The 21,872-nt window shown below is 60.8% G+C and carries 21 protein-coding genes; 11 read left to right on the forward strand and 10 right to left on the reverse strand.

Annotation, left to right across the window (positions count from 1 at the left end):
• Positions 1-114: 114 nt before the first annotated feature.
• Positions 115-648, forward strand: coding sequence for a chalcone isomerase family protein (locus KGB24_RS08845; protein WP_223415671.1), 534 nt, complete (start codon positions 115-117; stop codon positions 646-648).
• Positions 649-854: 206 nt separating this feature from the next.
• Positions 855-2,174, forward strand: coding sequence for an Nramp family divalent metal transporter (locus tag KGB24_RS08850; protein ID WP_223415672.1), 1,320 nt, complete (start codon positions 855-857; stop codon positions 2,172-2,174).
• A gap of 91 nt (positions 2,175-2,265) precedes the next feature.
• Here the strand turns inward: KGB24_RS08850 and KGB24_RS08855 are convergent, their stop codons facing one another.
• The gene (locus KGB24_RS08855; RefSeq protein ID WP_223415673.1) at positions 2,266-3,159 is read right to left on the reverse strand and encodes a LysR family transcriptional regulator; all 894 of its coding nucleotides are present in this window, start codon (positions 3,157-3,159) and stop codon (positions 2,266-2,268) included.
• 112 nt (positions 3,160-3,271) lie between these two features.
• On the opposite strand from KGB24_RS08855, the gene KGB24_RS08860 reads away from it, so the two are divergent.
• Entirely contained in the window at positions 3,272-3,874 is a 603-nt protein-coding gene (locus KGB24_RS08860; RefSeq protein WP_223415674.1) for an NADPH-dependent F420 reductase, read from the forward strand.
• A 175-nt stretch (positions 3,875-4,049) separates the two neighbouring features.
• Here KGB24_RS08860 and KGB24_RS08865 read toward each other — a convergent pair whose 3' ends face one another.
• Genes KGB24_RS08865 through KGB24_RS08875 form a run of 3 tightly spaced genes read right to left on the reverse strand, consistent with a single transcriptional unit; the run spans position 4,050 to position 6,643 of the window.
• On the reverse strand, positions 4,050-5,231 hold the full coding sequence (locus KGB24_RS08865; RefSeq protein WP_207286150.1) for an acetyl-CoA C-acetyltransferase: 1,182 nt from the start codon (positions 5,229-5,231) through the stop codon (positions 4,050-4,052).
• 11 nt (positions 5,232-5,242) lie between these two features.
• Complete coding sequence (locus KGB24_RS08870; RefSeq protein ID WP_008026717.1) at positions 5,243-5,908, reverse strand: CoA transferase subunit B; 666 nt, start codon at positions 5,906-5,908, stop codon at positions 5,243-5,245.
• Positions 5,909-5,944: 36 nt separating this feature from the next.
• Positions 5,945-6,643 carry a CoA transferase subunit A gene (locus tag KGB24_RS08875; protein ID WP_008026716.1) on the reverse strand — a complete coding sequence of 233 codons (699 nt, stop codon included), beginning with the start codon at positions 6,641-6,643 and terminating at the stop codon, positions 5,945-5,947.
• A gap of 228 nt (positions 6,644-6,871) precedes the next feature.
• On the opposite strand from KGB24_RS08875, the gene KGB24_RS08880 reads away from it, so the two are divergent.
• A complete protein-coding gene (locus KGB24_RS08880; protein ID WP_008026715.1) occupies positions 6,872-7,771 on the forward strand; it encodes a LysR family transcriptional regulator in 900 nt (299 codons plus the stop codon).
• A 12-nt stretch (positions 7,772-7,783) separates the two neighbouring features.
• On the opposite strand, the gene KGB24_RS08885 is transcribed toward KGB24_RS08880, so the two are convergent.
• From KGB24_RS08885 to KGB24_RS08895, 3 genes are all read right to left on the reverse strand, one after another.
• A complete protein-coding gene (locus KGB24_RS08885) occupies positions 7,784-9,499 on the reverse strand; it encodes an amidase (protein ID WP_223415675.1) in 1,716 nt (571 codons plus the stop codon).
• Between the two features lie 134 nt (positions 9,500-9,633).
• The gene (gene mug / locus KGB24_RS08890) at positions 9,634-10,152 is read right to left on the reverse strand and encodes a G/U mismatch-specific DNA glycosylase (protein ID WP_223415693.1); all 519 of its coding nucleotides are present in this window, start codon (positions 10,150-10,152) and stop codon (positions 9,634-9,636) included.
• A gap of 8 nt (positions 10,153-10,160) precedes the next feature.
• Positions 10,161-10,784: a TetR/AcrR family transcriptional regulator gene (locus tag KGB24_RS08895; protein ID WP_207286147.1), complete on the reverse strand. Its 624-nt coding sequence runs from the start codon at positions 10,782-10,784 to the stop codon at positions 10,161-10,163.
• Between the two features lie 226 nt (positions 10,785-11,010).
• Here KGB24_RS08895 and KGB24_RS08900 point away from each other — a divergent pair, with 226 nt between their 5' ends.
• From KGB24_RS08900 to KGB24_RS08920, 5 genes are all read left to right on the forward strand, one after another.
• The gene (locus KGB24_RS08900) at positions 11,011-12,147 is read left to right on the forward strand and encodes an HlyD family secretion protein (protein WP_223415676.1); all 1,137 of its coding nucleotides are present in this window, start codon (positions 11,011-11,013) and stop codon (positions 12,145-12,147) included.
• Positions 12,147-13,640, forward strand: a complete 1,494-nt coding sequence (locus KGB24_RS08905; RefSeq protein WP_223415677.1) for a DHA2 family efflux MFS transporter permease subunit — start codon at positions 12,147-12,149, stop codon at positions 13,638-13,640. The genes KGB24_RS08900 and KGB24_RS08905 overlap by 1 nt, the downstream gene beginning before the upstream one ends.
• Before the next feature lie 19 nt (positions 13,641-13,659).
• Positions 13,660-15,138 carry an efflux transporter outer membrane subunit gene (locus KGB24_RS08910; protein ID WP_223415678.1) on the forward strand — a complete coding sequence of 493 codons (1,479 nt, stop codon included), beginning with the start codon at positions 13,660-13,662 and terminating at the stop codon, positions 15,136-15,138.
• A 31-nt stretch (positions 15,139-15,169) separates the two neighbouring features.
• Positions 15,170-16,120 carry an aldo/keto reductase gene (locus KGB24_RS08915; protein ID WP_223415679.1) on the forward strand — a complete coding sequence of 317 codons (951 nt, stop codon included), beginning with the start codon at positions 15,170-15,172 and terminating at the stop codon, positions 16,118-16,120.
• 66 nt (positions 16,121-16,186) lie between these two features.
• Positions 16,187-17,125: a LysR family transcriptional regulator gene (locus tag KGB24_RS08920; RefSeq protein ID WP_223415680.1), complete on the forward strand. Its 939-nt coding sequence runs from the start codon at positions 16,187-16,189 to the stop codon at positions 17,123-17,125.
• A 48-nt stretch (positions 17,126-17,173) separates the two neighbouring features.
• Here KGB24_RS08920 and KGB24_RS08925 read toward each other — a convergent pair whose 3' ends face one another.
• Entirely contained in the window at positions 17,174-17,446 is a 273-nt protein-coding gene (locus KGB24_RS08925; RefSeq protein WP_223415681.1) for a DUF2790 domain-containing protein, read from the reverse strand.
• Between the two features lie 247 nt (positions 17,447-17,693).
• Between KGB24_RS08925 and solA the strand changes: the two genes are divergently transcribed.
• Entirely contained in the window at positions 17,694-18,854 is a 1,161-nt protein-coding gene (gene solA / locus KGB24_RS08930; protein WP_223415682.1) for an N-methyl-L-tryptophan oxidase, read from the forward strand.
• Between the two features lie 353 nt (positions 18,855-19,207).
• On the forward strand, positions 19,208-19,543 hold the full coding sequence (locus KGB24_RS08935) for a hypothetical protein (protein ID WP_008033343.1): 336 nt from the start codon (positions 19,208-19,210) through the stop codon (positions 19,541-19,543).
• Between the two features lie 51 nt (positions 19,544-19,594).
• Here the strand turns inward: KGB24_RS08935 and KGB24_RS08940 are convergent, their stop codons facing one another.
• Positions 19,595-20,014 (reverse strand): organic hydroperoxide resistance protein, encoded by a 420-nt coding sequence (locus tag KGB24_RS08940; RefSeq protein WP_008033339.1) that lies wholly within the window; start codon positions 20,012-20,014, stop codon positions 19,595-19,597.
• 291 nt (positions 20,015-20,305) lie between these two features.
• Positions 20,306-21,862, reverse strand: coding sequence for an amino acid permease (locus KGB24_RS08945; RefSeq protein ID WP_207286138.1), 1,557 nt, complete (start codon positions 21,860-21,862; stop codon positions 20,306-20,308).
• Positions 21,863-21,872: the final 10 nt, after the last annotated feature.

Below are 21,872 nucleotides of genomic sequence, written 5' to 3' on the forward strand. Positions count from 1 at the left end.
GACAAGTAGATTGCTCTAAGGATTGGCTGTTTTTGTATACAAAGTTGAAAGCTTGTACAGCAACACTTTATGCGTATAAGTAACAGAACCCATACGCGCTGAATCGAGCCGATCATGACCCGACCACGATCACCTCTGCGTCATACCCTGTGGCTGTTGGTATTGCTGGGCAACCACGCGTTGGCCAATTGGCAGGAGTCTTTACCCGGTGCTCAAATCATTGGTACCGGCGAGTTCCGGATGTTCGGTTTCGATATCTACAACGCTCGTCTGTGGAGCGCCACTCAGCCATTTGCGAGCGACCAGCCGTTCGCCCTGGAGCTGATTTATCAGCGCAGGATTTCCCGGGACGATCTGGTCCAGGCCAGCGTCGAAGAAATCAAACGACTGTCGGGCGCATCGGTGAGTGCCGGGCAACTCGCGGCATGGCAGGCGCAGATGCAGCAGGCGTTTGTCGATGTGCAGGCCGGGACCCGACTCATCGGGGTTTACTTGCCGGGGCAGGGCGCGCGCTTTTTTGTCGGCCCGCAGTTGCAGTACGAGGTGACGGACCCGGTGTTCGCCCGGGCGTTTTTTGATATTTGGCTCGACCCGCGCACGAGCAATCCCGAGTTGCGGGAGCAGTTGTTGGGCATTGCCAAGCCCTGAACATCACCCGCCGTTGATATTGTAGGAGCGAGCTTGCTCGCGATGGATTCAAGGGCGCCGCGTTCAATCAGGATGCACGCGTTATCGTTAACGTCCATCGCGAGCGGGCTCGCTCCTACAAAAGCAAAAAGCTGCGTTTTGTCTGTACACCGAAAAGCGCGAAACGTCTAAGCTGCGCCCTCCCGCCTGTTTTCTGGAATGTTTGCGTGAAATTCAGTTTGCCCAAAGTCGCCACTGCGCCGTTTTGTCCGCCGGAAGTGGCGGGCAGCGTTGCCGTTGATCCTCGCGCGTCATTTTTCAAACGTGTCCTGCGTTTCGCCGGACCGGGCTTGCTGGTGTCCATCGGCTACATGGACCCGGGCAACTGGGCCACCGCCATCGAGGCCGGTTCGCGGTTTGGTTACAGCCTGTTGTTTGTGGTGTTGCTGGCGAGTCTGGCGGGGATGGTGGTGCAGTGTTTGTGCTCGCGACTGGGCATTGCCACCGGGCGCGATCTGGCGCAGTTGTCCCGCGAGCGCTACAGCACGCGGACCGCACGGACCCAATGGGTGCTGGCGGAAATCTCGATCATCGCCACCGACCTCGCCGAAGTACTCGGCTGTGCGCTGGCGTTCCATCTGCTGTTGGGCTGTTCGCTGAGCGTCGGCATCGCCCTCACGGCGTTCGACACGCTGCTGGTGCTGGCCCTGCAGAACCGTGGCTTCCGCCGACTGGAAGCGATCATGCTGGTGCTGGTGAGCACCATCGGTGTGTGTTTCTTCGTTGAATTGTTGCTGATCAAGCCTTACTGGCCGGACGTCGCACGGGGTTTCACGCCGTCACTGTCGGCCATCGGCGATGCGGCGCCGCTGTACCTGGCCATCGGGATTCTCGGGGCCACGGTGATGCCGCATAACTTGTACCTGCACACCTCGATCGTACAGACCCGGATGATCGGCAAGGACCTGGCCAGCAAGCAGGACGCGGTGAAACTGGCGCGCATCGACACCATCGGTTCCCTGGCACTGGCACTGCTGGTGAACGCGGCGATCCTGATCCTCGCGGCCGCGGCCTTCCACAAGACCGGGCACACCGATGTGGTGGACATTCAGGACGCCTATCACTTGCTCGACCCGCTGGTGGGCGGCGCGTTGGCCAGCGTACTGTTCGGCGTCGCGTTGCTGGCGTCCGGTCAGAGTTCGACGTTCACCGGCACCATCGCCGGGCAAGTGATCATGGAGGGTTACCTCAACCTGCGGATTCCCTGCTGGCAACGGCGGTTGATTACCCGGGGGCTGGCGTTGATCCCGGCGTTTATCGGTGTGTGGCTGATGGGTGACAACGCGATTGGCAAGCTGCTGGTGTTGAGTCAGGTGGTGCTGAGTTTGCAGTTGCCGTTTGCGTTGTATCCGTTGATTCGCATGACCAACGATCACAAGTTGATGGGGCCGTTTGTGAATCGATTGCCGACGCGGGTGTTGGCGTGGGGGTTGTTTGCGGTGATCAGTGGGGCGAATAGTTGGTTGATTCTGCAGTTTTTTGGGTGATTTTTCGGCCGCCATCGCCAGCAAGCTGGCTCCTACAAGGACATGGTGAACCTGTAGGAGCCGGCTTGCCGGCGATGAACGATGACACGGTCTACCGCTGAAACGCCTCAACCACAAAATCAATGAACACCCGGGTCTTGGCCGGCATCAGCGTCCGGCTTGGGTAATACAGCGAGATCGGCCCCGCATCGGCGTGCCAGTCCGGCAGCAGGCGCACCAGTTCCCCGCGCTCGATGTTCGCTGCCACATCCGGCAACACTAGCAGCGTCACCCCCAGCCCCAGGAGCGCTGCCTCACGCATGGCGGCAGGATCGTTGAGCACGATGCTTTCGTTCAGACCGGCGCTCTCTTCATGGCCTGCTCGATCGTGCATCACCCACTGACGAATCCGCCCGGTGCGAATGCCGCGCATCACAATGCCGGTGTGTCCGATCAGGTCGGCCGGCGTGCGCGGCAGCGTGCGTCCTGCCAGGTAGGACGATGAGGCCACTGCGACGATATCGGCCGCCGCCAACGTCCGTGAGATGACTCCAGGCGTGAGTTCGAAGCCGCCGCCGATGGCCGCGTCATAACCTTCAGCAATCAAGTCCACCTGGCGATTTTCGAAGTGCCATTCCGGGCGAATCAACGGATAACGCGCCAGGAACTGCGGCAACAACGGCAACACATGACCGATGCCAAACGTCGGCGCCAGGCTGACCTTGAGCACACCGGCCGGCTCCCCGCGATCGCTGCTCACGGCACTGATCGCCGCTTGCAACGCCTCCAGGTTGTCGCCGATGCCGGCCAGAAAACCCTCACCGGCTTCAGTGAGCGACAGCTTGCGGGTCGAACGCTGAAACAACCGCACACCCATATTGCGCTCCAGCATCGCTACGTTGCGGCTGACCGCGGCGGGTGTCAGCGCCAGCAAACGTGCCGCGGCGGAAAAACTGCCCGTTTCAGCGCTGCGTACAAAAGATTCGAGGTTGGCGAGGGTTTCCATGTCTGGTACCTGCTATGAATGCTTGAAAATCATTCAAGTCATTACCCGCTAATCAAGGGCTAATGACAAGCGCAGTATTCACGCCAACGACAACCCCTTGGAGTGAATCACCATGAGTACTATCGGCATCATCGGCGCTGGCGCCATTGGTTCAGCGTTTGCCAGAGCCTTGTCCCGTCAGGGCATCGAAGTGGTCATTGCCAACAGTCGTGGCCCGGAGACCTTGGCCGCCCTGGTGGCGGAGCTCGGCCCGACGGCACGCGCCGGCACCCGTGAAGAAGCGGCCGCCCAGCCAATCGTTCTGGTGGCGGTCAACTGGTCGAAGTTGCCGACTGCACTTGCTGGTTTGCCTGATTTCGGCGGGCGGATCGTGATCGACGCCAATAACTCGATTGAGGCGCCGTCGTTCAAGGCTGTGGATTTGCACGGCCGTACATCCAGCGAAGTGTTTGCTGAATGGGTGCCGGGGGCGAGGGTGGTGAAGGCGTTCAATCACCTGGCGGCGCGCTTGCTGGAGAGTGATCCGGCGGCGGAGGGTGGTCGGCGGGTGCTGTTTGTGTCGGGCGATGATGCCGAGGCGAAAGCTCAGGTGGTTGTGTTGACCGAGCGCTTGGGCTTCTTCGGGATTGATCTTGGGGAGTTGAGTGTCGGCGCGCGGTTGGCGCAGTTTCCGGGTGGGCCGTTGCCAGTGTTGAACCTCGTGAAGTTCGCCTGAAACGGTTTGCGGCAATAAACGCAAATCCTGTAGGAGCCGGCTTGCCGGCGATGGCGGTGTGTCAGACGACATCAATGTTGAATGTTGCACCGCCATCGCCAGCAAGCTGGCTCCTACAGGGGTGTTGCCGGATGGCGCGGATCTTCGTGGGTCCCCGCGCCGTCCGTTGAACGCGTTAAGCCCGTTCGATCGCCAGTGCCACGCCCTGACCACCACCGATGCACAGGGTGGCGAGGCCTTTTTTGGCGTCGCGCTTGATCATTTCATGCAGCAAAGTCACCAGCACACGGCAGCCCGACGCACCGATCGGGTGACCGAGGGCGATGGCGCCGCCGTTGACGTTGACCTTGTTCAAGTCCCATTCCAGGTCCTTGGCCACCGCCAGGGATTGCGCGGCGAAGGCTTCGTTGGCTTCGATCAGGTCCAGTTGGTCGATGGACCAGCCGGCTTTGCTCAGGCAACGGCGAGTGGCCGAGACCGGGCCGATACCCATGATCGCCGGGTCCACGCCCGCGTTGGCGTAAGCCGCGATTTTTGCCAGCACCGGCAGGCCCAGGGCCTTGGCTTTGTCCGCGCTCATCAGGATCACGGCGGCGGCGCCGTCGTTCAGCGACGAGGCGTTACCGGCAGTCACCGAACCGTCTTTCTTGAAGGCCGGTTTCAGTTTGCCCAGGGCTTCGGCGGTGGTGCCGGCGCGTGGCTGTTCATCGGTGGCGAAGGACAGCGGATCGCCCTTGCGCTGCGGAATCAGGATCGGCGTAATCTCATCGGCAAAACGCCCGGCTTCGATGGCGGCCGTGGCTTTCTGCTGCGAGGCCGCAGCGAAGGCGTCCTGTTGTTCGCGAGTCAGGCTGTACTTTTCAGCCAGGTTCTCGGCGGTGATGCCCATGTGGTAATCGTTGAACGCATCCCACAGGCCGTCGCTGATCATGGTGTCGACGATTTGCGCGTGACCCATGCGCAGACCGGTGCGTGCACCGGGCATGACGTAGTTGGACAGGCTCATGTTTTCCTGGCCGCCGGCAATGATCACCTCGGCGTCGCCGCAGCGAATCGCCTGGGTGGCCAGGTGCAGGGCCTTGAGGCCCGAGCCGCAGACCTTGTTCAGGGTCATGGCCGGCACGGTGAACGGCAGGCCTGCCTTGATCGCGGACTGACGCGCAGGGTTTTGCCCGGCGCCGGCGGTCAACACCTGACCCATGATCACTTCATCGACTTCAGCCGGGTTCAGGCCGGTTTGCGTCAGCAACTGACGGATCACCGCAGCACCGAGGTCTACGGCGGACACATTGGCCAGCGAGCCCTGGAAGCTGCCGATGGCAGTACGGGTGGCGGCGACAATGACGACTTCTTGCATGGAATGATTCCTCACTGGGCAGCGAACTGCATTTCCGGAACGTGATCCGGCACGATCAGTTTACCGGCAGTCTTGGCGACGATCTCTTCGACGCTGACGCCCGGCGCACGCTCTTTGAGAATGAACGCGCCGTTTTCGATTTCAAGATACGCCAGGTCAGTCAGTACGCGCTTGATGCAACCGGCACCGGTCAGCGGCAGGCTGCATTGGGACAGCAGCTTGGACTCACCGTCCTTGGACGCGTGGGTCATGATGACGATGATGTTGTCTGCGCCGGCCACCAGGTCCATCGCGCCGCCCATGCCCTTGACCAGCTTGCCGGGGATCATCCACGAGGCGATGTTGCCTTGTACGTCGACTTCAAAGGCGCCGAGCACGGTCAGGTCGACATGACCCCCGCGAATCATCGCGAAGGACTCGGCCGAGGAAAAGATCGACGCGCCGGTACGCGCGGTCACGGTTTGCTTGCCGGCGTTGATCATGTCGGCATCGATGGTTTCTTCAGTAGGAAAAGGACCCATGCCGAGCAGGCCGTTTTCCGACTGCAGCATGACTTCCATGCCTTCGGGAATGTAGTTGGCGACGAGGGTCGGAATGCCGATGCCCAGGTTCACGTAGAAGCCGTCCTGCATTTCGCGGGCGACGCGTTGAGCCATTTGTTCGCGGGAAAGTGCCATTGTTGTTATTCCTTCATTCGGTCCGGGGGCAGGGGATCACTTACGCACGGTGCGCTGTTCGATGCGCTTCTCGAACGTGCCGCAAATGACCCGGTCGACGTAGATGCCAGGGGTGTGGATCTGCGCCGGGTCCAGCTCGCCGGGTTCGACGATTTCTTCGACTTCGACCACGGTGATCTTGCCAGCGGTGGCGGCCAGCGGGTTGAAGTTCTGGGCGGTGTGGCGGTAGATGACGTTGCCGAAATGGTCGGCTTTCCAGCCTTTGACGATGGCGAAGTCACCGGTGATGGATTCTTCCATCAGGTACTTGCGACCGTGGAATTCGCGCACTTCCTTGCCTTCGGCGACCGGGGTGCCGACGCCAGTAGCCGTGAAGAATGCCGGGATACCGGCGCCGCCTGCGCGCATTTTTTCGGCGAGGGTGCCTTGAGGTGTCAGGACGACTTCGATTTCGCCTTTCAGCAGTTGGTCTTCGAACAGCTTGTTTTCGCCAACGTAGGAGGCCACTACTTTTTTGATCTGCCGGTCTTCCAGCAACACGCCAAGACCGAAACCGTCGACGCCGCAGTTGTTGGAAACCACGGTCAGGTCACGGGTGCCTTTGCGCTTGATCTCGGCGATCAGGTTTTCCGGAATGCCGCACAGGCCGAAGCCGCCGGCAATCACGGTCATGCCGTCTTCAAGACCTGCCAGAGCTTCCTCGTAGGAACTCACGCGCTTGTCGAAACCTGCCATATGCACCTCTTTTATTCTTTGTGGGCGGCTGGCTAGCCGTATGGGATGGAGTGTCGCGCTGGAGGATTTATTTGTTAAGTTGATTTTTAAGGTTGATTGATAGATAAAACTCACCAATAAATCCTGTAGGAGCATGGCTTGCCCGCGATGACGATCTCCAGGACGCCATCGCGGGCAAGCCATGTTCCTACAGAAAGCACCTGCGCTCATTACTGGAGCAGTTAGCCTATGACAGTCAAGCAGATCCGCGCCTTTCTGGCGGTGGCCCAGAGTCTGAGTTTTGCCGTCGCCTGCGAACGATTGCACCTGTCGCAATCGGCGCTGAGCCTGACCATCAAGGCGCTGGAGGAGGGCCTGGGCGGGCGGCTGTTTACCCGCAACACGCGCAACGTGGCGTTGACGCCCGAGGGTGAGTCCCTGGTGCCGTTGGCCCGCCGATTGATCGCGGACTGGGACAATGTCGAGGACGAATTGCGCCAGCGTTTTACCCTGCAGCGCGGGCGCGTGACGCTGGCGGCGATGCCGTCGTTTGCCGGCAACTTGCTGCCGCCGATCCTCAAGACGTTTCGCGCACGCTATCCCAAGGTCAACGTCACGGTGAATGACGTGATCAACGAGCAGGTGCTGGAAATGGTGCGCGATCGGCAGGTCGAGTTGGGCGTAGCGTTTGAACCGACGCAAAGTTCGTCGCTGCAATTCACGCCGTTGTACCGGGACCGGTTTGTGGCGGTGGTGCCGTTCGATTCGCCTTTTTCAGAACGCGAAGACATTGATTGGCAGACGTTGCTTGAAGAGCCTTTCATTACCTTGCAGCGACCGTCGACGGTGCGGGTGATGCTGGAGGAGCACTTGCAAACGCGGGGGATGAAGTTGCCGGTGGAATTTGAAAGCCATCAGTTGGCGACAGTCGGGAGAATGGTCGCCAGCGGCCTGGGGGTGAGCGCGGTGCCGGCGTTGTGTGCCGGGCAGATGCGCGAGTTGGGCGCACGGTGCATTACCCTGCGTGACCCGGTGGTGGAACGGGCGATCGGGGTGTTGACCAAGCCTGGGGTGGAGTTGTCGGCGGCGGCGCAGGCGTTGTTCGATATTCTCAAGGAAGAAAATTTCGACCAACGCCTTGCCCTGTGAAACCGCTCGGTTCTACTTTTTAGCGGTCGACAACGGTGGGGTTCGAGGCGGGATCATGCGCTTGGTCCCCGTCGATTCGAATGCCGATGCGAAGCGCAGCAGCGTCGAATCGTCGTAGGCGCGACCGGCAAACGTCAGGCCGACGGGCATGCCGATGTCCGGCATCACGCCCATCGGTACGGTGACCGTTGGCACACCCAAATGCCGGATGGCGAGGTTGCCGTTGGCCACCCAGATGCCGTTGCTCCAGGCGATGTCCGCAGAGGCCGGGTCGACATCGGCATTCGCCGGCGCAACGTCGGCCACCGTCGGGAACAGCACCGCATCGAGCCCCAGCCGATCCATCCAGTCTTCCAGGTCGATTCGACGGGTTTTTTCCAGCCCGCGCAAGCCATCAGGCACTGTGGAAATCTGATCCCACGGGGTGATGCCGCGCTCGGCCATCCGCACGTATTCGTCCATGCCGGCGACCAGGTCGCCTTCGCGGTTGGGCAGGGTTCCCGGGTCGTGCGGGAAAATCAGCGGCCCGTCGACATCGACCAGACGGTTCAATTTCGGGTCGCCGTTGGCCTGCAGGAAATCATCGAATGCCCAGGCCGTCAGGTCCCACAACTCATGGTGCAGGAACTCTTTCGACACCAGGCCTCGGGTAAACACCGTCGGCGCACCCGGACGATCACCCTCGCAATTGGAGACCAGCGGGAAGTCGACTTCAATCACTTCGGCACCCGCCGCTTCGAGTGCCTTACGGGCCTCTTCCCAGAGCCCGATCACCGATGGACGCGTGTTGATGCGCTGCCCCGTCGGCCCACCGATGCCCGGTGCGTCGCTCGTTCCCGCGTCGGGATCGGCGTTGATGTACATGCGCGGAACGCCGAGGCGTTTGCCGACGAGTGCATCGGTGTTCGCCGCAAGTTCGGCATAGGACGCCGGGCGCACCGAGGCGACGCTCGGAATCGGCACCCAGGGTTGCAGCCGCCACAGATCGCCACGGGTGTCGGGATCTTCCGCCACCACCACGTCGAGCACTTCAAGCAGGTCGGCCATGGTTCTGGCGAAGGGCACGACGACGTCCATGGTCGGCGTCAGCGGCCAGTTGCCGCGCACCGAGATCACCCCGCGCGACGGCGTGTAGGCGCACAAACCGTTGTTCGAGGCCGGACCGCGACCGCTCGACCAGGTTTCTTCCGCGAGACCAAAGGCTGCGAAACTGGCGGCGGTCGCCGTCCCGGCGCCATTCGACGAGCCCGAGGCGAAAGGGGCGGTGAGGTAGTCAGCGTTGTACGGGCTTTCGGCACGGCCGTAGACCCCGCGCTGCATGCCGCCGTTCGCCATCGGTGGCATGTTGGTTTTGCCCAGGCAGATCGCACCCGTGGCGCGAAGCCGTTCGATGGTGAACGCATCGCGATAGGCAATCAGGTGGGCGAAAGCGGGGCTGCCAGAGGCGGCGGTCAGCCCTTTGACCAGATAACTGTCTTTGGCGGTATAGGGAATGCCATCGAGCGGCCCCAGCGTTTGACCTTTGGCCCGACGGGCATCGGACGCCCGCGCTTCATTGAGCGCCTCGGGATTGCGCACCACCACGGCGTTGAGCGCGGTGGCGGTGTCCGGGCCATCGTAGGCATCGATCCGGGCCAGGTAAGCCTGCACCAGTTCGACGGCGGTGGTCTGCCCGGATTCGAGCGCCGCGCGCAGTTCGGCAATGGACACTTCAGTGACTTCGATCATGCGCTTACCACCGGCTGCTGAGGGGTGACGGGTTGAATGTTTCCATCACGCGGGAGCGTTGGCTCAGGGGCATCACTTTTCTCAAAATGGGTTCTCATATCCGTTCTCGTTGCACTGCATTACGCGACAGCGTGCTATTTAACACCAAGTTGGGCCAGATAGAGTTGTCGATACGCGTCAACCAGTTGATCCAGGGTGAAAGCGCGATTGCGGCCACTGGGGTTGGGCAAGACCCAGACCGAGGCGTTACCGAACGTTTGCGACTGAAGCCCCCAGGCCACGTTGCGCTGGCCGGATAACGCGCCATAGGCGGCCTTGCCGAGAAAAGCCACACAGCGTGGCGCATAGTGCGCGATCTTCTGTTCAAACTGCGCGGCGGCGGCGATGAATTCATCCACCGACAACTGATCCGCGCGCGCCGTTGGTCGCTCAACCACGGCGGTTAATCCGCATTGATACTGCACGATTGTCCGGTCATCTTCCGGACGAACTTCCTGCGGCGTAAAGCCGGCCAGATGAAGGGTGCGCCAGAAGCGATTGCTGCGGCCCGCAAAATGGTGCCCTTGGGCGGCGGCCATCATGCCGGGGTTAATGCCGCAAAAAACCACCGCCAGATGCTCGGCCAGCCTGTCTTCGAGTCTGTTGCCCGTCATGATGTCGCTCAACCGCAGATCACATTGACCGCATTGCGTGCCAGCCCGGTCAGTTCCGCCCGGGATTTGCCCGCCCGCGCACGGATGGAAATGCTGTGCAGCAGGGAGGAGGCGAGCACGGCGAGGGCCGCAGCGTCGACATCGTCCTTGAGCTCTCCTTTATCAATGGCCACGCGCAGACGCGCTTCCAGGTCGGCATCCAGTCGGCTGAGTCGATCCGACAGTACATCGCGAATTTCCGGATCTTCGACCGCTTCGGTGGTCGCCGTGCCAATCGCAAAGCAACCACGGGGTTGGCCGTCACCCGAGAAGTAGATCGATAACTGCCCCTCGTAAAACTGCATCAATGCCTGGCGCAACGTCAGCTCTTCGCTCGTCAGCGCCTCGTGCATGGCGGCGGCGGCGAACTCCCAATACTGCTCAAGCGCTTTGATATAGAGCGCGTGCTTGTCACCGAATGCGGCGTACAGGCTCGGCCGGTTCATCCCGGCTGCGCTGGCGATGCTGTCCAGAGACGCACCGGAATAGCCGGTGTTCCAAAACACACCGAGCGCTTGCTGCAAGGCGGTCTGCGGGTCATAGGCGCGAGGACGGCCGCGTCCTTTGCCCTCGGTAGTTTTATTTTGTGCCATGTCGTACAAAATCCTTGAGTCTGGGGGTGGCGTGGCTATATTCTTACACCATCGCACAAAATTAAGGAATCAGAAATTCCTTGCTTGCGGGTTTGTTGTAGCGGAGCTCGATCGGGGTATTGCGGCTACGAAACAGGTGCGGCGGAGCGATCCTCCCGACCGCACACGGTAAGGCGCTGTTCCAGTGGGTGTTAGCCCGATTTCCCGGTTAAAGGTGTATTCGATCATGACAAAACAGTTCGATCTCTCAGCGACACAGACCCTCGGGCATCCCGGTGCGAACCCGGCTGACGCGCCCGTGAAGAAACCGCTCAAAGCGAAAATGCGGCCCGTGCTGATGGTCGGTGTGCCGCTGCTTTTCGCCGCGTTTGGCTACGCACGCTATCAGGCAGGCGAGCCCTTTGTTTCGACCGACAACGCCTACGCCCGGGTGGCCAAGGCCTCGATCAATGCACGTGTTTCCGGCCAGGTCGTCGAGATTGCGGTTCAGGACAATCAGCCTGTGCACAAAGGCCAGGTGCTGTTTCGCATTAACCCGGAGCCGTTTCAGATCGCGGTCAACCGTGCAGAAGCACAGTTGAGCGTCGCGCGGCTGCGCATCGATGGGCTCAAGGCCAGTTACCGGCAGCAGCAGGCCGAGTTGCAGTCCGCCAGGGAGTCGGCAGATTTCGACCAGAAAGAGTTCGCCCGCAAGAAAGCGCTGGTCGCCTCCGAGTTTGTTTCGCGGGCCGTTTACGAGCGCGCGGACACCGACCTGAAAGTGGCACGGCAGCGCATTGCGTCGATCGAACAACAGATCGCCAGCACCGTCGTCGCGCTCAGCGGCAACCCGAACATCGACGCGGACAGTCACCCGACGGTGCGCGAGGCCAGGGCACAACTGGACGAGGCGCAGCTCTACCTCGGGTATGCGACGGTGTACGCGCCGGACGATGGCATTGTCGCCAAGGTTGACGACTTGCAGGTGGGCAACTTCGTCAGCAATGGCGCGCCGGCGTTTGCGCTGCTGTCCGATCGTGAGATCTGGGTCGAGGCCAACTTCCGCGAGACGCAGGTCACCCATATGCGCCCCGGGCAGGCAGCGACCATCAGCATCGATACCTATCCCGATCACGTATTCAAGGCCCACGTCACCAGCATGAGCCCGGGGGCCGGCTCGGACTTCGCCCTGCTGCCGCCAGAAAACGCGACCGGCAACTGGGTCAAGGTGGTGCAGCGCGTTCCGGTACGCCTCGAACTCGATGAGGCGGATCCTGCCCAGGCGCTGTTCTCGGGCACCAGCGCCACGGTCAAGGTTGATACCGGCTATCGCACGCCGTGGTGGCATCCGCTCAAGGCATTGTTGACTGCGGGTGGCGCCTGATGAACAGCCAACAGAGTGGACACCCGGCGGGAGAGGGCGCGCATGCGCTGAGGTTCGCGGCGCTGCTGGCGACGTACATGCAGTCGGCGAACCTGCCTGTTCCGAACGCGGTACTCAGGTTGATTCAGGGCAGCCTGTCGATGACCGACGATCAGGCAGGCTGGATCTTCACCTCGTACCTCGCGGCAAGCGCCATCACCCTGCCGGTCGCGCAATGGCTCGCCGGGCGTTATGGCTTGAAGCGTGTTTATCTGACCGCTCTGGCCTTTTTTGCCCTTGGCTTGCTGCTTGCGACGCTGGCCACGACGTCGCTGGAATTCGTCGGCGCGCGGATCATCCAGGGGCTCGCGAGTGGCGTGCTTGCGCCGCTGTCGATGGCGATTTCAATGGAGACCCTGGCCCTCGAGAAGCGTGCGAAGTTTGGCGCGACGTGGACCGCCATTGTGCTGTTCGGCATCGTCAGCGGGCCGAGCATCGGCGGCTGGGTTGGCGAACACTTCGACTGGCGGCCAATCTTCTACATCAGCCTGCCGTTGTCGGCCTACATCTTCCTGGTGATGGCGCTTTTGCTGAAGGAGAAGAAGGCCGTGCAGCGGCCGTCATTCGACTTCTTTGGCTTCGGCACTTTCACGCTGGGTTTGATCAGCCTGCAAATGCTGCTCGACCGTGGTGAACGGCTGGACTGGTTTGCCTCGACCGAGATCTGTCTGGAAGCGCTGGGCAGTGCACTGGGGTTCTATCTGTTCGCGGTGCATGTGCTGACGGCGAAGGTGCATTTTCTCAACAAGCGTTTGTTCGACGACCGCAATTTTGTGCTGTCGACAGTCATCTTTTTCGCCGTGGGTTTCGTGCTGTTGTCGACCATGGCGCTGACCTCGCCGATGCTCGACGAAATTCTCGGCTACCCGCCGGACACCACGGGGTTCCTGACGATCCCGCGTGGCGTCGGACTGGTCGGCGCTTTCCTGCTGATGGGGCGTGTTCCCGAGCGTTTCGACCGCCGCGGGTTCGTGGCGGCAGGCGTCGCCCTGGTGGTCTATGCCAACTGGCTGATGCTCGGTTATTCGCCGTTGATGGACGAGTGGCCGGTGGCGGTGGCCGGTGCGGTTCAGGGCATTGGCATCGGCGTGCTGATGCCGTCGCTGACCAAGGTTGCGTTCAGCACGCTCGACCCCGCGTTGCGTCCGGAAGGCACCGGTTTGTTCAACCTGTCACGGGTGTACGGCAGCACGCTGGGCGTTGCGATTGTGCAGTTGTTTTTCTTCAACAACACGCAAGCGATGCACTCGGCGCTGGTCAGCAACCTGACGCCTTATCGCGCCGCTGCGCTTTCCGTGCCGACGTCCCTGCAAGCCCTGGAAGGGCTCAACGAAATGATCACGGGCCAGGCGGCTTTTATCGCGCTGATCGGTCAATTCAAGATTTTGCTGGTGGTGATGCTGGTGGTGAGTCCACTGGTGGTCTTCCTTCGCAAGCCGGCTGCGGCCAACTAGTTTTCGTGGAGTGTGCCAAATGAAATCCCATGCGCTCGCAATCAACAGACAGACGTTCAAAACCACGTTCGGCGCGGCGGCAGTGCTGGTGTTCCTGACCGCCTGTACCGTCGGCCCCGACTACCAGATGCCGGCGCCGAGCCAGTCGCAGCACTACGATCAACAGGCCGAACAGCGGCTCGGTCAGCGTGGCAACCAGCAGATTGATCTGGGCCAGAAGGTCCGCGGTGACTGGTGGACGGCGTTCCGTTCGCAGAAGCTCGACACGGTGGTGCGTCGGGCCATTGCGGGCAATCTTGAACTGGTGGCGGCGGATGCAACCATTCGCCAGGCGGCGTCCTCGGTGACGGCGGCGGAAGGTGCGTTGTACCCGCAAGTCGATTTTGGCGCCCAGGCGGGCCGTCAACGGGTTCATAACGCCAAAGAACCGGCCGTCTCCAACTTCTATGCGATCGGGCCACGGGTCGGTTTTGACCTGGACGCGTTCGGCGGCAACAAGCGCTTGGTGGAACAACAGGAAGCGTTTGCCGATCTGCAAAAGCATCGCTACGAAGCGGCGTACCTGACCCTGACCGGTAACGTCGCCAGTCAGGCGTTGCTGGTGGCGTCGGCGAATGCGCAGATGCAAGCCGTCGAAAAACTGCTGGCCAACGACGCGAAAAACCTCGACCTCGTGCGCATGGCCCACGCCAATGGCAGCACCACGCAGATCGATGTTTCGCTGGCCGAGACCCGGCTCGCTCAAGACCGCACGTTGTTGCCGCCTCTGGCTCAGCAGCGCGACTCGGCACGCCATGCGCTGTCGATTCTGACGGGCAAAGGCCCGGGCGACTGGATCGCGCCGGACTTCGACCTGGCCGAGTTTGTATTGCCGGCCAACGTGCCTGTCAGCTTGCCTTCTGAAATGGCCCACGACCGGCCGGATGTGCGCCAGGCAGAAGCAGAACTGCACATGGCCAGCGCTGCCGTCGGCGTCGCGACCGCGAACCTCTATCCCCACGTCACGTTGTCCGCGTCGCTGGCACAGGCCGCTTCGGGCAATGGCGGCGCCGCACTCTGGGGCTTTGCGGCAGGGCTGGCGGGGCCGATCTTTGATGGCGGAACGCTCAAGGCTGAACGTCAGGCTGCCATCGACGGCTACAACGCGACACTCGCCGGTTACCAGCAAACCGTGATCAGTTCGTTCGGCCAGGTCGCCGACACGTTGCAAGCCATCAACCATGACGCCGAGGAAAACCTCGCCCAGGAAGACGCATTGCGCGCGGCCGAAACCAGTTTGCGCTTGAACCAGCAAGCCTACGCGCAAGGCGAGAACAGCATTCTCCAGGTGCTGGAAGCGGAGCGCGCTTATCAGCAGGCGTTGCTGGGCCGAATCCGGATCAAGACGGCGCAATACCTCGACACGGTGCGCCTGTACGTCGCGCTCGGCGGTAATTCCGTTGGCGCATTCGAGCAACGGGTGGCCACACGCGAAGCACAGAACCCTGCGTATCAATAGCGGCTGCGGCCCCGACAATTGGAGTAAAGAGATGCCTTACGAAGCCTTTCACGATGCACTTCGCGATCAGCGTTTTGCGCTCAACCATGGCGCGGGTGAAATGCCGGCGGTTGGGTTCGGCACGCTGTTTCGAGATCTTGCGGTCACCACACAAGCGGTCAAGGAGGCCCTGCACGCGGGCTTTCGTCATTTCGATTGTGCAGAGCGCTATCGAAATGAAGAACAGGTCGGCATTGCCCTGCAAGAGGTGTTGGCGAGCGGAACAATCCGCCGCGAAGAGCTGTTCATCACCACCAAGCTGTGGAACACCAACCATCGTCCCGAGCGGGTTCAACCGGCGTTCGAGGCCAGTTGCCGACGGCTGCAAGTGGACTACATCGACTGCTACCTGATCCATACGCCGTTTGCCTTTCAACCCGGTGAAAACCAGGACCCGAGGGACGAGCAAGGCAACGTCATCTACGATTCAGGGGTCACGTTGATCGAGACATGGAGGGCTCTTGAGCGTCTGGTGGATGAAGGGCGATGCAAGTCCATCGGCTTGTCGGATATCACGTTGCCGGCGTTGCAGGCGATTGTCGCCGAGGCGCGCATCAAGCCTGCCGTCGTGCAAGTCGAGTCCCATCCTTATTTGCCGGAATGGGAACTGCTTGAGTTTTGTCAGCAACATGGAATTATCGTCCTGGCGTTTGCACCACTCGGCCATGGCATGGAGCCCAATGTGCTGGAAGATTCGGTGATTACCGGGATCGCCCGGCGCGTGCAGAAGACCCCGGCGCAAGTGGCGCTGGCCTGGTCGGTGCAGCGGGGCGTGGCGTTTCTGACCACGTCGGCGACACCGAGCCACATCCGGGAAAACTTCGATCTGTCCACGCTGCCACACCGGGCGATGCTTGAAATCAAGGAAGAGATCACCACTCGGGTACGGTTCAACTCGGTGGTGGAAACCGGTGTTCCCGGGTTTATTGCGCGCAAGAAGTAATCCGATTCGAGAGGGGCGGCTTTCTGTAAGGCCGCCCTTTTTTATCCAGACCCTTGAGGCCTAACGATGGACATTTTCCAGACCATGCGTTTTTTCGTGGCTGTCGCCCAAACCGGCAGTTTTACAGCGGCGGCGCAGATGCTGGACACCACCACGACCAACGTTTCCAAAGCGGTGACCAGTCTGGAAGCCCGGCTTCAAACACGCCTGATCAACCGGACCACTCGACGCCTGGCATTGACCGAAGCCGGTGTGCGCTACTTGCAGCGCTGCGAGAAAATTCTTGATGAGGTGCGTGAGGCCGATGAGGAAGCAGGAACCGCTCACATCACGCCGGTGGGCCGGCTGAAGATTCACGCGATGTCCGCCATCGGCAACCATTACGTGATCGATGCGATTGCCAAGTACCGAGAGACTCACCCCTCGGTGATGTTTGATCTGACCCTGACCAATCGGCTGCCCGATTTGCTGGAGGAGGGGTATGACATGTCGATTGTGTTAGCGCGGGACCTGCCCGATTCCGGGTTTGTCGCTCAAAGGCTGGGCATCACTTACAGCATCCTCTGCGCTTCGCCGGCGTACTTGAAGAAACGCGGACACCCTGATTCTCCAGGGGCGCTTGGCGCACATGATTGTCTGCGGATTGTGAATACGGTCATGCCGGTTGAAAACTGGGCATTCGAGGGGCCGGACGGCGTGGAGACGGTGAACGTTCCGGTCTCTCCCTTCCACGTCAACACCGCCGATGCGATGACGGTCGCGATCAAGAATGGAATGGGGATTGGTATTCAACCCATTGCGTCTGCCGTGGACGGACTGAGAGCCGGCACGTTAGTGCGCGTATTGCCGGATTATCATTTCGAGGAATTCAACTTGTTTGCGATCTACCCGTCACGAAAGTTCGTGGATGCGAAGATCAAGACATGGGTGGAGTTTCTGAAAGACTACATTCCGGGTCTGTTGGCCTCCGATGAGGACATTGTCGGTTCGCCAGCAAAACCCTGACAGGCGCGGCAGGCATGGAGTGTCGACCCTCCATCGTCCGCACGCTACTCAACCGTTCGAGCAGCCTGTGCCCATGACTTGATATTGCAGGATATGCCGTTGACCGTGAGAGTCTTCATACGTCATTTGGGCCGGCACCGGCGCGCATTCGTTCGCGATGTCTGACACCGTAATGATCTTCTGAATATCGAGCTTCATTCCGTAGGTGTAACTTTCAACGGGTACCTGGCCGGCTTCTGCATTGGTATGGCTTTCGTCTGCAAAGGCCTGTGCGGTTAAACTTCCAAGAGCAAGGAACAGCGCAGCTTTTAAAACGTTCATGGTATTCACCTTGGCATCGACTATTTCGGGGTTGTTGCCTGGCGAGCAATTTGCTGACAACTTCAATGGCTCGCTGGGTTGAGTCGATGCTAGGTGTTTATGGCTTAGCCATATATTGGTCGACCGGACAAACACTGTTGTCGGATTTCACATGAATCCTGAATCGGCAGGCTCAGGCCGCCTGTTTTCGTTCTTGAGTTTTCAGCGGCTTTCAGACTCAAATGGTCCTTTTCGGGACGGTGACGATATGGAACATCGGTGTGAAGTAGCAGTGCTCGGACTCGGCGCGATGGGCGCCGCGACGGTGTATCAACTGGCGAAATCCGGGGTCAGGGTCATCGGCGTCGACCGCCACCATCCTCCCCACACTCAGGGCTCCAGCCATGGGGACACGCGCATCACTCGGCTTTCGGTCGGCGAAGGTGCGGCGTACGTGCCCATTGTCCGCAACTCGCATCGGATCTGGCGAGAGCTCGAAGCGCTGTCCGGCGAGTCGCTGTTCGAGCAGTGCGGCGTGCTGGTGTTGAGCTCCAGCCCCGGCTATGACGCCGACGATGCCAACGACTTCACGAACCGCACCCTTCAACTGGCGAACACCTACGGCATCGAGCATGACGTGTTGTCCGCCGAACAGATTCGCCAGCGATTCCCACAGTTTTCCCAGGTGCTGGACACGGCCGTCGGCTACTTCGAACCGAGTGGCGGTTACGTCCGGCCGGAACGCTGCATCGCGGTGCAATTGCAACTCGCCGAGGAACACGGCGCCACGTTGTTCAAGGGCGAAACCGTCACGCACATCCGCTCGGACGAGCAGGGCGTCACCCTCACCACCGACCAGCGCACGATCCGCGCCGACAAAGTCGTGGTCAGTGCCGGCATGTGGTCCCGGGATTTGTTGGGGCAGCCGTTTGACCGCTTGTTGCGGGTGTGTCGGCAGAAACTGTTCTGGTTTGAACAGGGGGAGCACGCCCGGTTTGCCGAGGTGTCACCGACGTTCATCTTCAGCCACGGTCCGGCGCAGTCCTTTTACGGCTTCCCGCCGTTACCGGGCGAGGGCAGCGTGAAGGTCGCGACGGAGCAATACACTGAAGAATCCTCGCCAGACACGCTGGACCGCACCGTCAGCGCCGCTGAAGAAAACGACATGTTCGAACGTCAGGTGCGCGGCCGGATCGCAGGCGTGACTTCGCGTGTGGTCAAGTCGGCGGTGTGCACGTACACCGTCACGCCGGATTCGCACTTCATCATCGACGAGCATCCGTCACTGAAAAACACCCTGGTGGTGTCGGCCTGCTCGGGACATGGTTTCAAGCATTCCGCGGCATTGGGCGAGGCGGTTGCGCAGTGGTGCGTGCGTGGCAGCAGTGACCTGGACCTGTCGGCGTTTTCGTTGAAGCGGTTTGCCTGACTTGCCGATCCCGGCCACCCCACGATCCGTAGGAGCCAGGCTTGCCGGCGAAGGCGCCCGTGAAATCGCCATCGCCGGCAAGCCGGGCTCCTACAGGTTTGGTGTGAATCCCCAATCCCGGACATCCCCCAATCCGTAGGAGCCGGCTTGCTGGCGATGGCGTCCATGAAATCGCCATCGCCAGCAAGGCGGGCTCCTACAGGTTTGGGGTGAATCCGTCATCCCGGACACCCCGCGATCGTAGGCGCCAGGTTTGCCGAGGTGGGTGAGATGATGCCAATTAGCCATCATTTCCGGTAAAGTATGCGCCGCCCGAGAGACGGATCCCGGGCGTTTACCCAAGGAGTCATTCAGTGAATCACCTCAGCAAAGTTGTTGCCGTTACCCTGTTCGGCCTGGTTCTGGCGGGTTGCACCGGCGCCCCGATGAAGACTCAGCAATACGATGCCAGCCAATACACGGTGGTTGGTCACAGTGAAGCGAGCGCCACGGGTCTGATGCTGTTCGGCGTCATCCCGATTCGTCAGAACAGCCGTTTTGTTCGCGCGCAAGACGCGGCGATCAAGGCCAAGGGCGGCGATGCACTGATCAACACCCAAGTGCAGGAAAACTGGTTCTGGGCGTGGGTCCTGAGCGGTTACACCACCAAGGTTTCCGGTGATGTGATCAAGCTGAAAAACGTTCAGTAAGCGATCGCCAGCGCGGCCTGCCGCAATGGCAGGCCGCGCTTGTCGTCCCGGTCAGATCAGGTTGATCACGACATCGATGTTGCCACGGGTCGCCTTCGAATACGGGCAGGTCTGGTGCGCGGCATCCACCACCGACCGTGCAACGGCCGGGTCCAGACCGGGAAGGCTGACGTTGAGGCGCGCCTGCAGGAAAAAGGCGTTTTCGGTCTTGCCCAGGTCTATTTCGGTATCGACAGACACGTCAGTCGGCAAGGTCACTTTCAACGCGATGGCTGCCTTGCCCATGGCGCCGATGAAGCAGGCCGACCAGCCAGCGCCCAGCAGTTGTTCAGGGTTGGTGCCGCTGCCGGAAGAACCTATGGCGCTAAGCTTGACGTCCAGACGGCCATCGTCGCTTCGCGACTCGCCATTGCGGCCTCCGGTTGTGTGGGTTTTGCCGGTGTAAAGCACGGTGTCGATTTGATTGATCATGGCGGTTCCTGCTGAGGTTGGTGGGCGCTTCTAAATCGCTGTTCATCGGAGAACATCTGAATTTCCGATGTGGCCCACTTTTCCACTTCCATGTAATGCGGATGTGTCCTGAACCGGCGCTTGTGTATCGCCGTGTAAGATCACCCCGCAAAAATACACACTGATACAAATCGACAGTGACTGTAGGAGCGAGCTTGCTCGCGATGGACTAATGAGCGACGCGTGTGTTCAGAGAAACCGCGTGATCGTTAACGTCCATCGCGAGCAAGCTTGCTCCTACGGGTAAAGCCTTCACGCCTGCTTGTTCAACGCTGCCTCCGCCGCCGCGATTTCCGCCTGGCGCTTGATGATCAGGTCACCCATCGGCGGCCCCTGAAAGCGCCGCGCTTCAAAACCGAACCAGACGATGGCCGTCAGCACCAGGAAGCCGATGGTGATGTACAGCGCCCAATCATTCGGTGGCTGGATGCCGATGACGAAGATCACCACCATCGAGAGCACCGAGAGCACGGCGAACAAGGAGTAAAAAGCGTGCCCCATGTTCCACGGCCCCATGGTTGGCCACTTCGAGGTTCCGTAGGCGAACAGGCCCAGCACGATGGGAATGATGAAAGAGAAAAACAGGAAGATCACCGTGCAGGAGACCACGATGGTGTAGACCGGCGTTGCCCCGATCGAGATCACCGACGAGCCCCAGTCGAACAAGACCGCCAGGGTTGCGCCGGTCCAGATGGCTGCCACCGGGCTGCGATATTTCGGCGAGACCGAGGCCAGTGCTTTCGAGCAGGGCAGGCCACCGTCGCGGGAGAACGCGAAGATCATGCGTGACACCGAAGTCACGGTCGCCAGCCCGCAGAGAAACTGCGAGATGAAAATCGCCACGTACAGCGCGAATTTCACGTTAGGGCTCACCTGGGCGTTCATGCCCCAGAAGAACACGTTCCAGCCCTGTTTCGCCGCTTCGTCCATGTTCGGCAGCATCAGCACGAACGAACAGAGCATCACCCAACCGAACAGCAACGACCAGACCACCGACATGACCATGCCGCGCGGCACCGACATCGCGGCATTGCGGGTCTCTTCGGAGGTATGCGCCGACGCGTCATAACCGGTGATGGTGTAGATCGGCAGCAGCAGGCCGAGCATGAACACCCAGCTGTTCGACACCTGTGGCCAGACACTGCCGCCGGCTTCACCGGAATAGTTGCCGAAAGTCCACAACCGGGCGAACTCATAGCTGGGTGCGGAAATCAGGCAGACGATGGTCAGCGCGAGCGCCGTGGCGAAAATCAGGTAGCCCGAGAAGTCGGTGAGTTTCGCGGTCAGGCCGATGCCCAGATGGTTACACAAGGCCTGGATGCCGGTCAGGATCGCCAGGAAAATCACCCTCACCGTGGTGGTGTCTTCCATTCCCAGCGCCGGTCCGAAGGCCCCGAAAAAGAAGTAATAGGTGCCGACGTTGATCGCGCCGAGCACCGTGACCAGTCCCAGCAGATTGAACCAGGCCGTCAGCCAGCCGGTGAAGCGGTTTCCGAGAATCGAGCCCCAGTGATAGAGACCGCCTGCGGTGGGGTAGGCCGAAGAAATCTGCGCCATGGCCAGCGCGAATACCCCTGAGATCAGGCAACCGATGGGCCAGCCGATGCCAATCGCCGCACCCCCTGCGCCCGAGGTGCCCTGGGCCAGTGAGTTGATGCCGCCTGAAAGGATGCAGATGATCGAAAAGGAAATCGCGAAGTTGGAGAAAACGCCCATTCGTCGCGAGAGTTGCTGGGCGTAGCCCATGCTGTGCAGCACCTTGACGTCCTCGTCGTGCGCGTCGGTGCCGGGCTGGCTTGCTGGGTTCATGCTGTGTACC

Origin of the sequence: Pseudomonas sp. BF-RE-25 (genome assembly GCF_019956105.1) — a bacterium.
GTDB lineage: Bacteria > Pseudomonadota > Gammaproteobacteria > Pseudomonadales > Pseudomonadaceae > Aquipseudomonas > Aquipseudomonas migulae.

What these genes read in the sequence shown, in the direction of transcription:
- solA (WP_223415682.1), top strand. Translation starts at nt 17,694, where the DNA reads ATGGAACATCGGTGTGAAGTAGCAGTGCTCGGACTCGGCGCGATGGGC.
- KGB24_RS08945 (WP_207286138.1), bottom strand. Translation starts at nt 21,862, where the DNA reads ATGAACCCAGCAAGCCAGCCCGGCACCGACGCGCACGACGAGGACGTC.
- KGB24_RS08910 (WP_223415678.1), top strand. Translation starts at nt 13,660, where the DNA reads ATGAAATCCCATGCGCTCGCAATCAACAGACAGACGTTCAAAACCACG.
- KGB24_RS08855 (WP_223415673.1), bottom strand. Translation starts at nt 3,159, where the DNA reads ATGGAAACCCTCGCCAACCTCGAATCTTTTGTACGCAGCGCTGAAACG.
- KGB24_RS08925 (WP_223415681.1), bottom strand. Translation starts at nt 17,446, where the DNA reads ATGAACGTTTTAAAAGCTGCGCTGTTCCTTGCTCTTGGAAGTTTAACC.
- KGB24_RS08860 (WP_223415674.1), top strand. Translation starts at nt 3,272, where the DNA reads ATGAGTACTATCGGCATCATCGGCGCTGGCGCCATTGGTTCAGCGTTT.
- KGB24_RS08895 (WP_207286147.1), bottom strand. Translation starts at nt 10,784, where the DNA reads ATGGCACAAAATAAAACTACCGAGGGCAAAGGACGCGGCCGTCCTCGC.
- KGB24_RS08915 (WP_223415679.1), top strand. Translation starts at nt 15,170, where the DNA reads ATGCCTTACGAAGCCTTTCACGATGCACTTCGCGATCAGCGTTTTGCG.
- KGB24_RS08920 (WP_223415680.1), top strand. Translation starts at nt 16,187, where the DNA reads ATGGACATTTTCCAGACCATGCGTTTTTTCGTGGCTGTCGCCCAAACC.
- mug (WP_223415693.1), bottom strand. Translation starts at nt 10,152, where the DNA reads ATGACGGGCAACAGACTCGAAGACAGGCTGGCCGAGCATCTGGCGGTG.
- KGB24_RS08875 (WP_008026716.1), bottom strand. Translation starts at nt 6,643, where the DNA reads ATGGCAGGTTTCGACAAGCGCGTGAGTTCCTACGAGGAAGCTCTGGCA.
- KGB24_RS08885 (WP_223415675.1), bottom strand. Translation starts at nt 9,499, where the DNA reads ATGATCGAAGTCACTGAAGTGTCCATTGCCGAACTGCGCGCGGCGCTC.
- KGB24_RS08900 (WP_223415676.1), top strand. Translation starts at nt 11,011, where the DNA reads ATGACAAAACAGTTCGATCTCTCAGCGACACAGACCCTCGGGCATCCC.
- KGB24_RS08845 (WP_223415671.1), top strand. Translation starts at nt 115, where the DNA reads ATGACCCGACCACGATCACCTCTGCGTCATACCCTGTGGCTGTTGGTA.
- KGB24_RS08880 (WP_008026715.1), top strand. Translation starts at nt 6,872, where the DNA reads ATGACAGTCAAGCAGATCCGCGCCTTTCTGGCGGTGGCCCAGAGTCTG.
- KGB24_RS08905 (WP_223415677.1), top strand. Translation starts at nt 12,147, where the DNA reads ATGAACAGCCAACAGAGTGGACACCCGGCGGGAGAGGGCGCGCATGCG.
- KGB24_RS08865 (WP_207286150.1), bottom strand. Translation starts at nt 5,231, where the DNA reads ATGCAAGAAGTCGTCATTGTCGCCGCCACCCGTACTGCCATCGGCAGC.
- KGB24_RS08940 (WP_008033339.1), bottom strand. Translation starts at nt 20,014, where the DNA reads ATGATCAATCAAATCGACACCGTGCTTTACACCGGCAAAACCCACACA.
- KGB24_RS08870 (WP_008026717.1), bottom strand. Translation starts at nt 5,908, where the DNA reads ATGGCACTTTCCCGCGAACAAATGGCTCAACGCGTCGCCCGCGAAATG.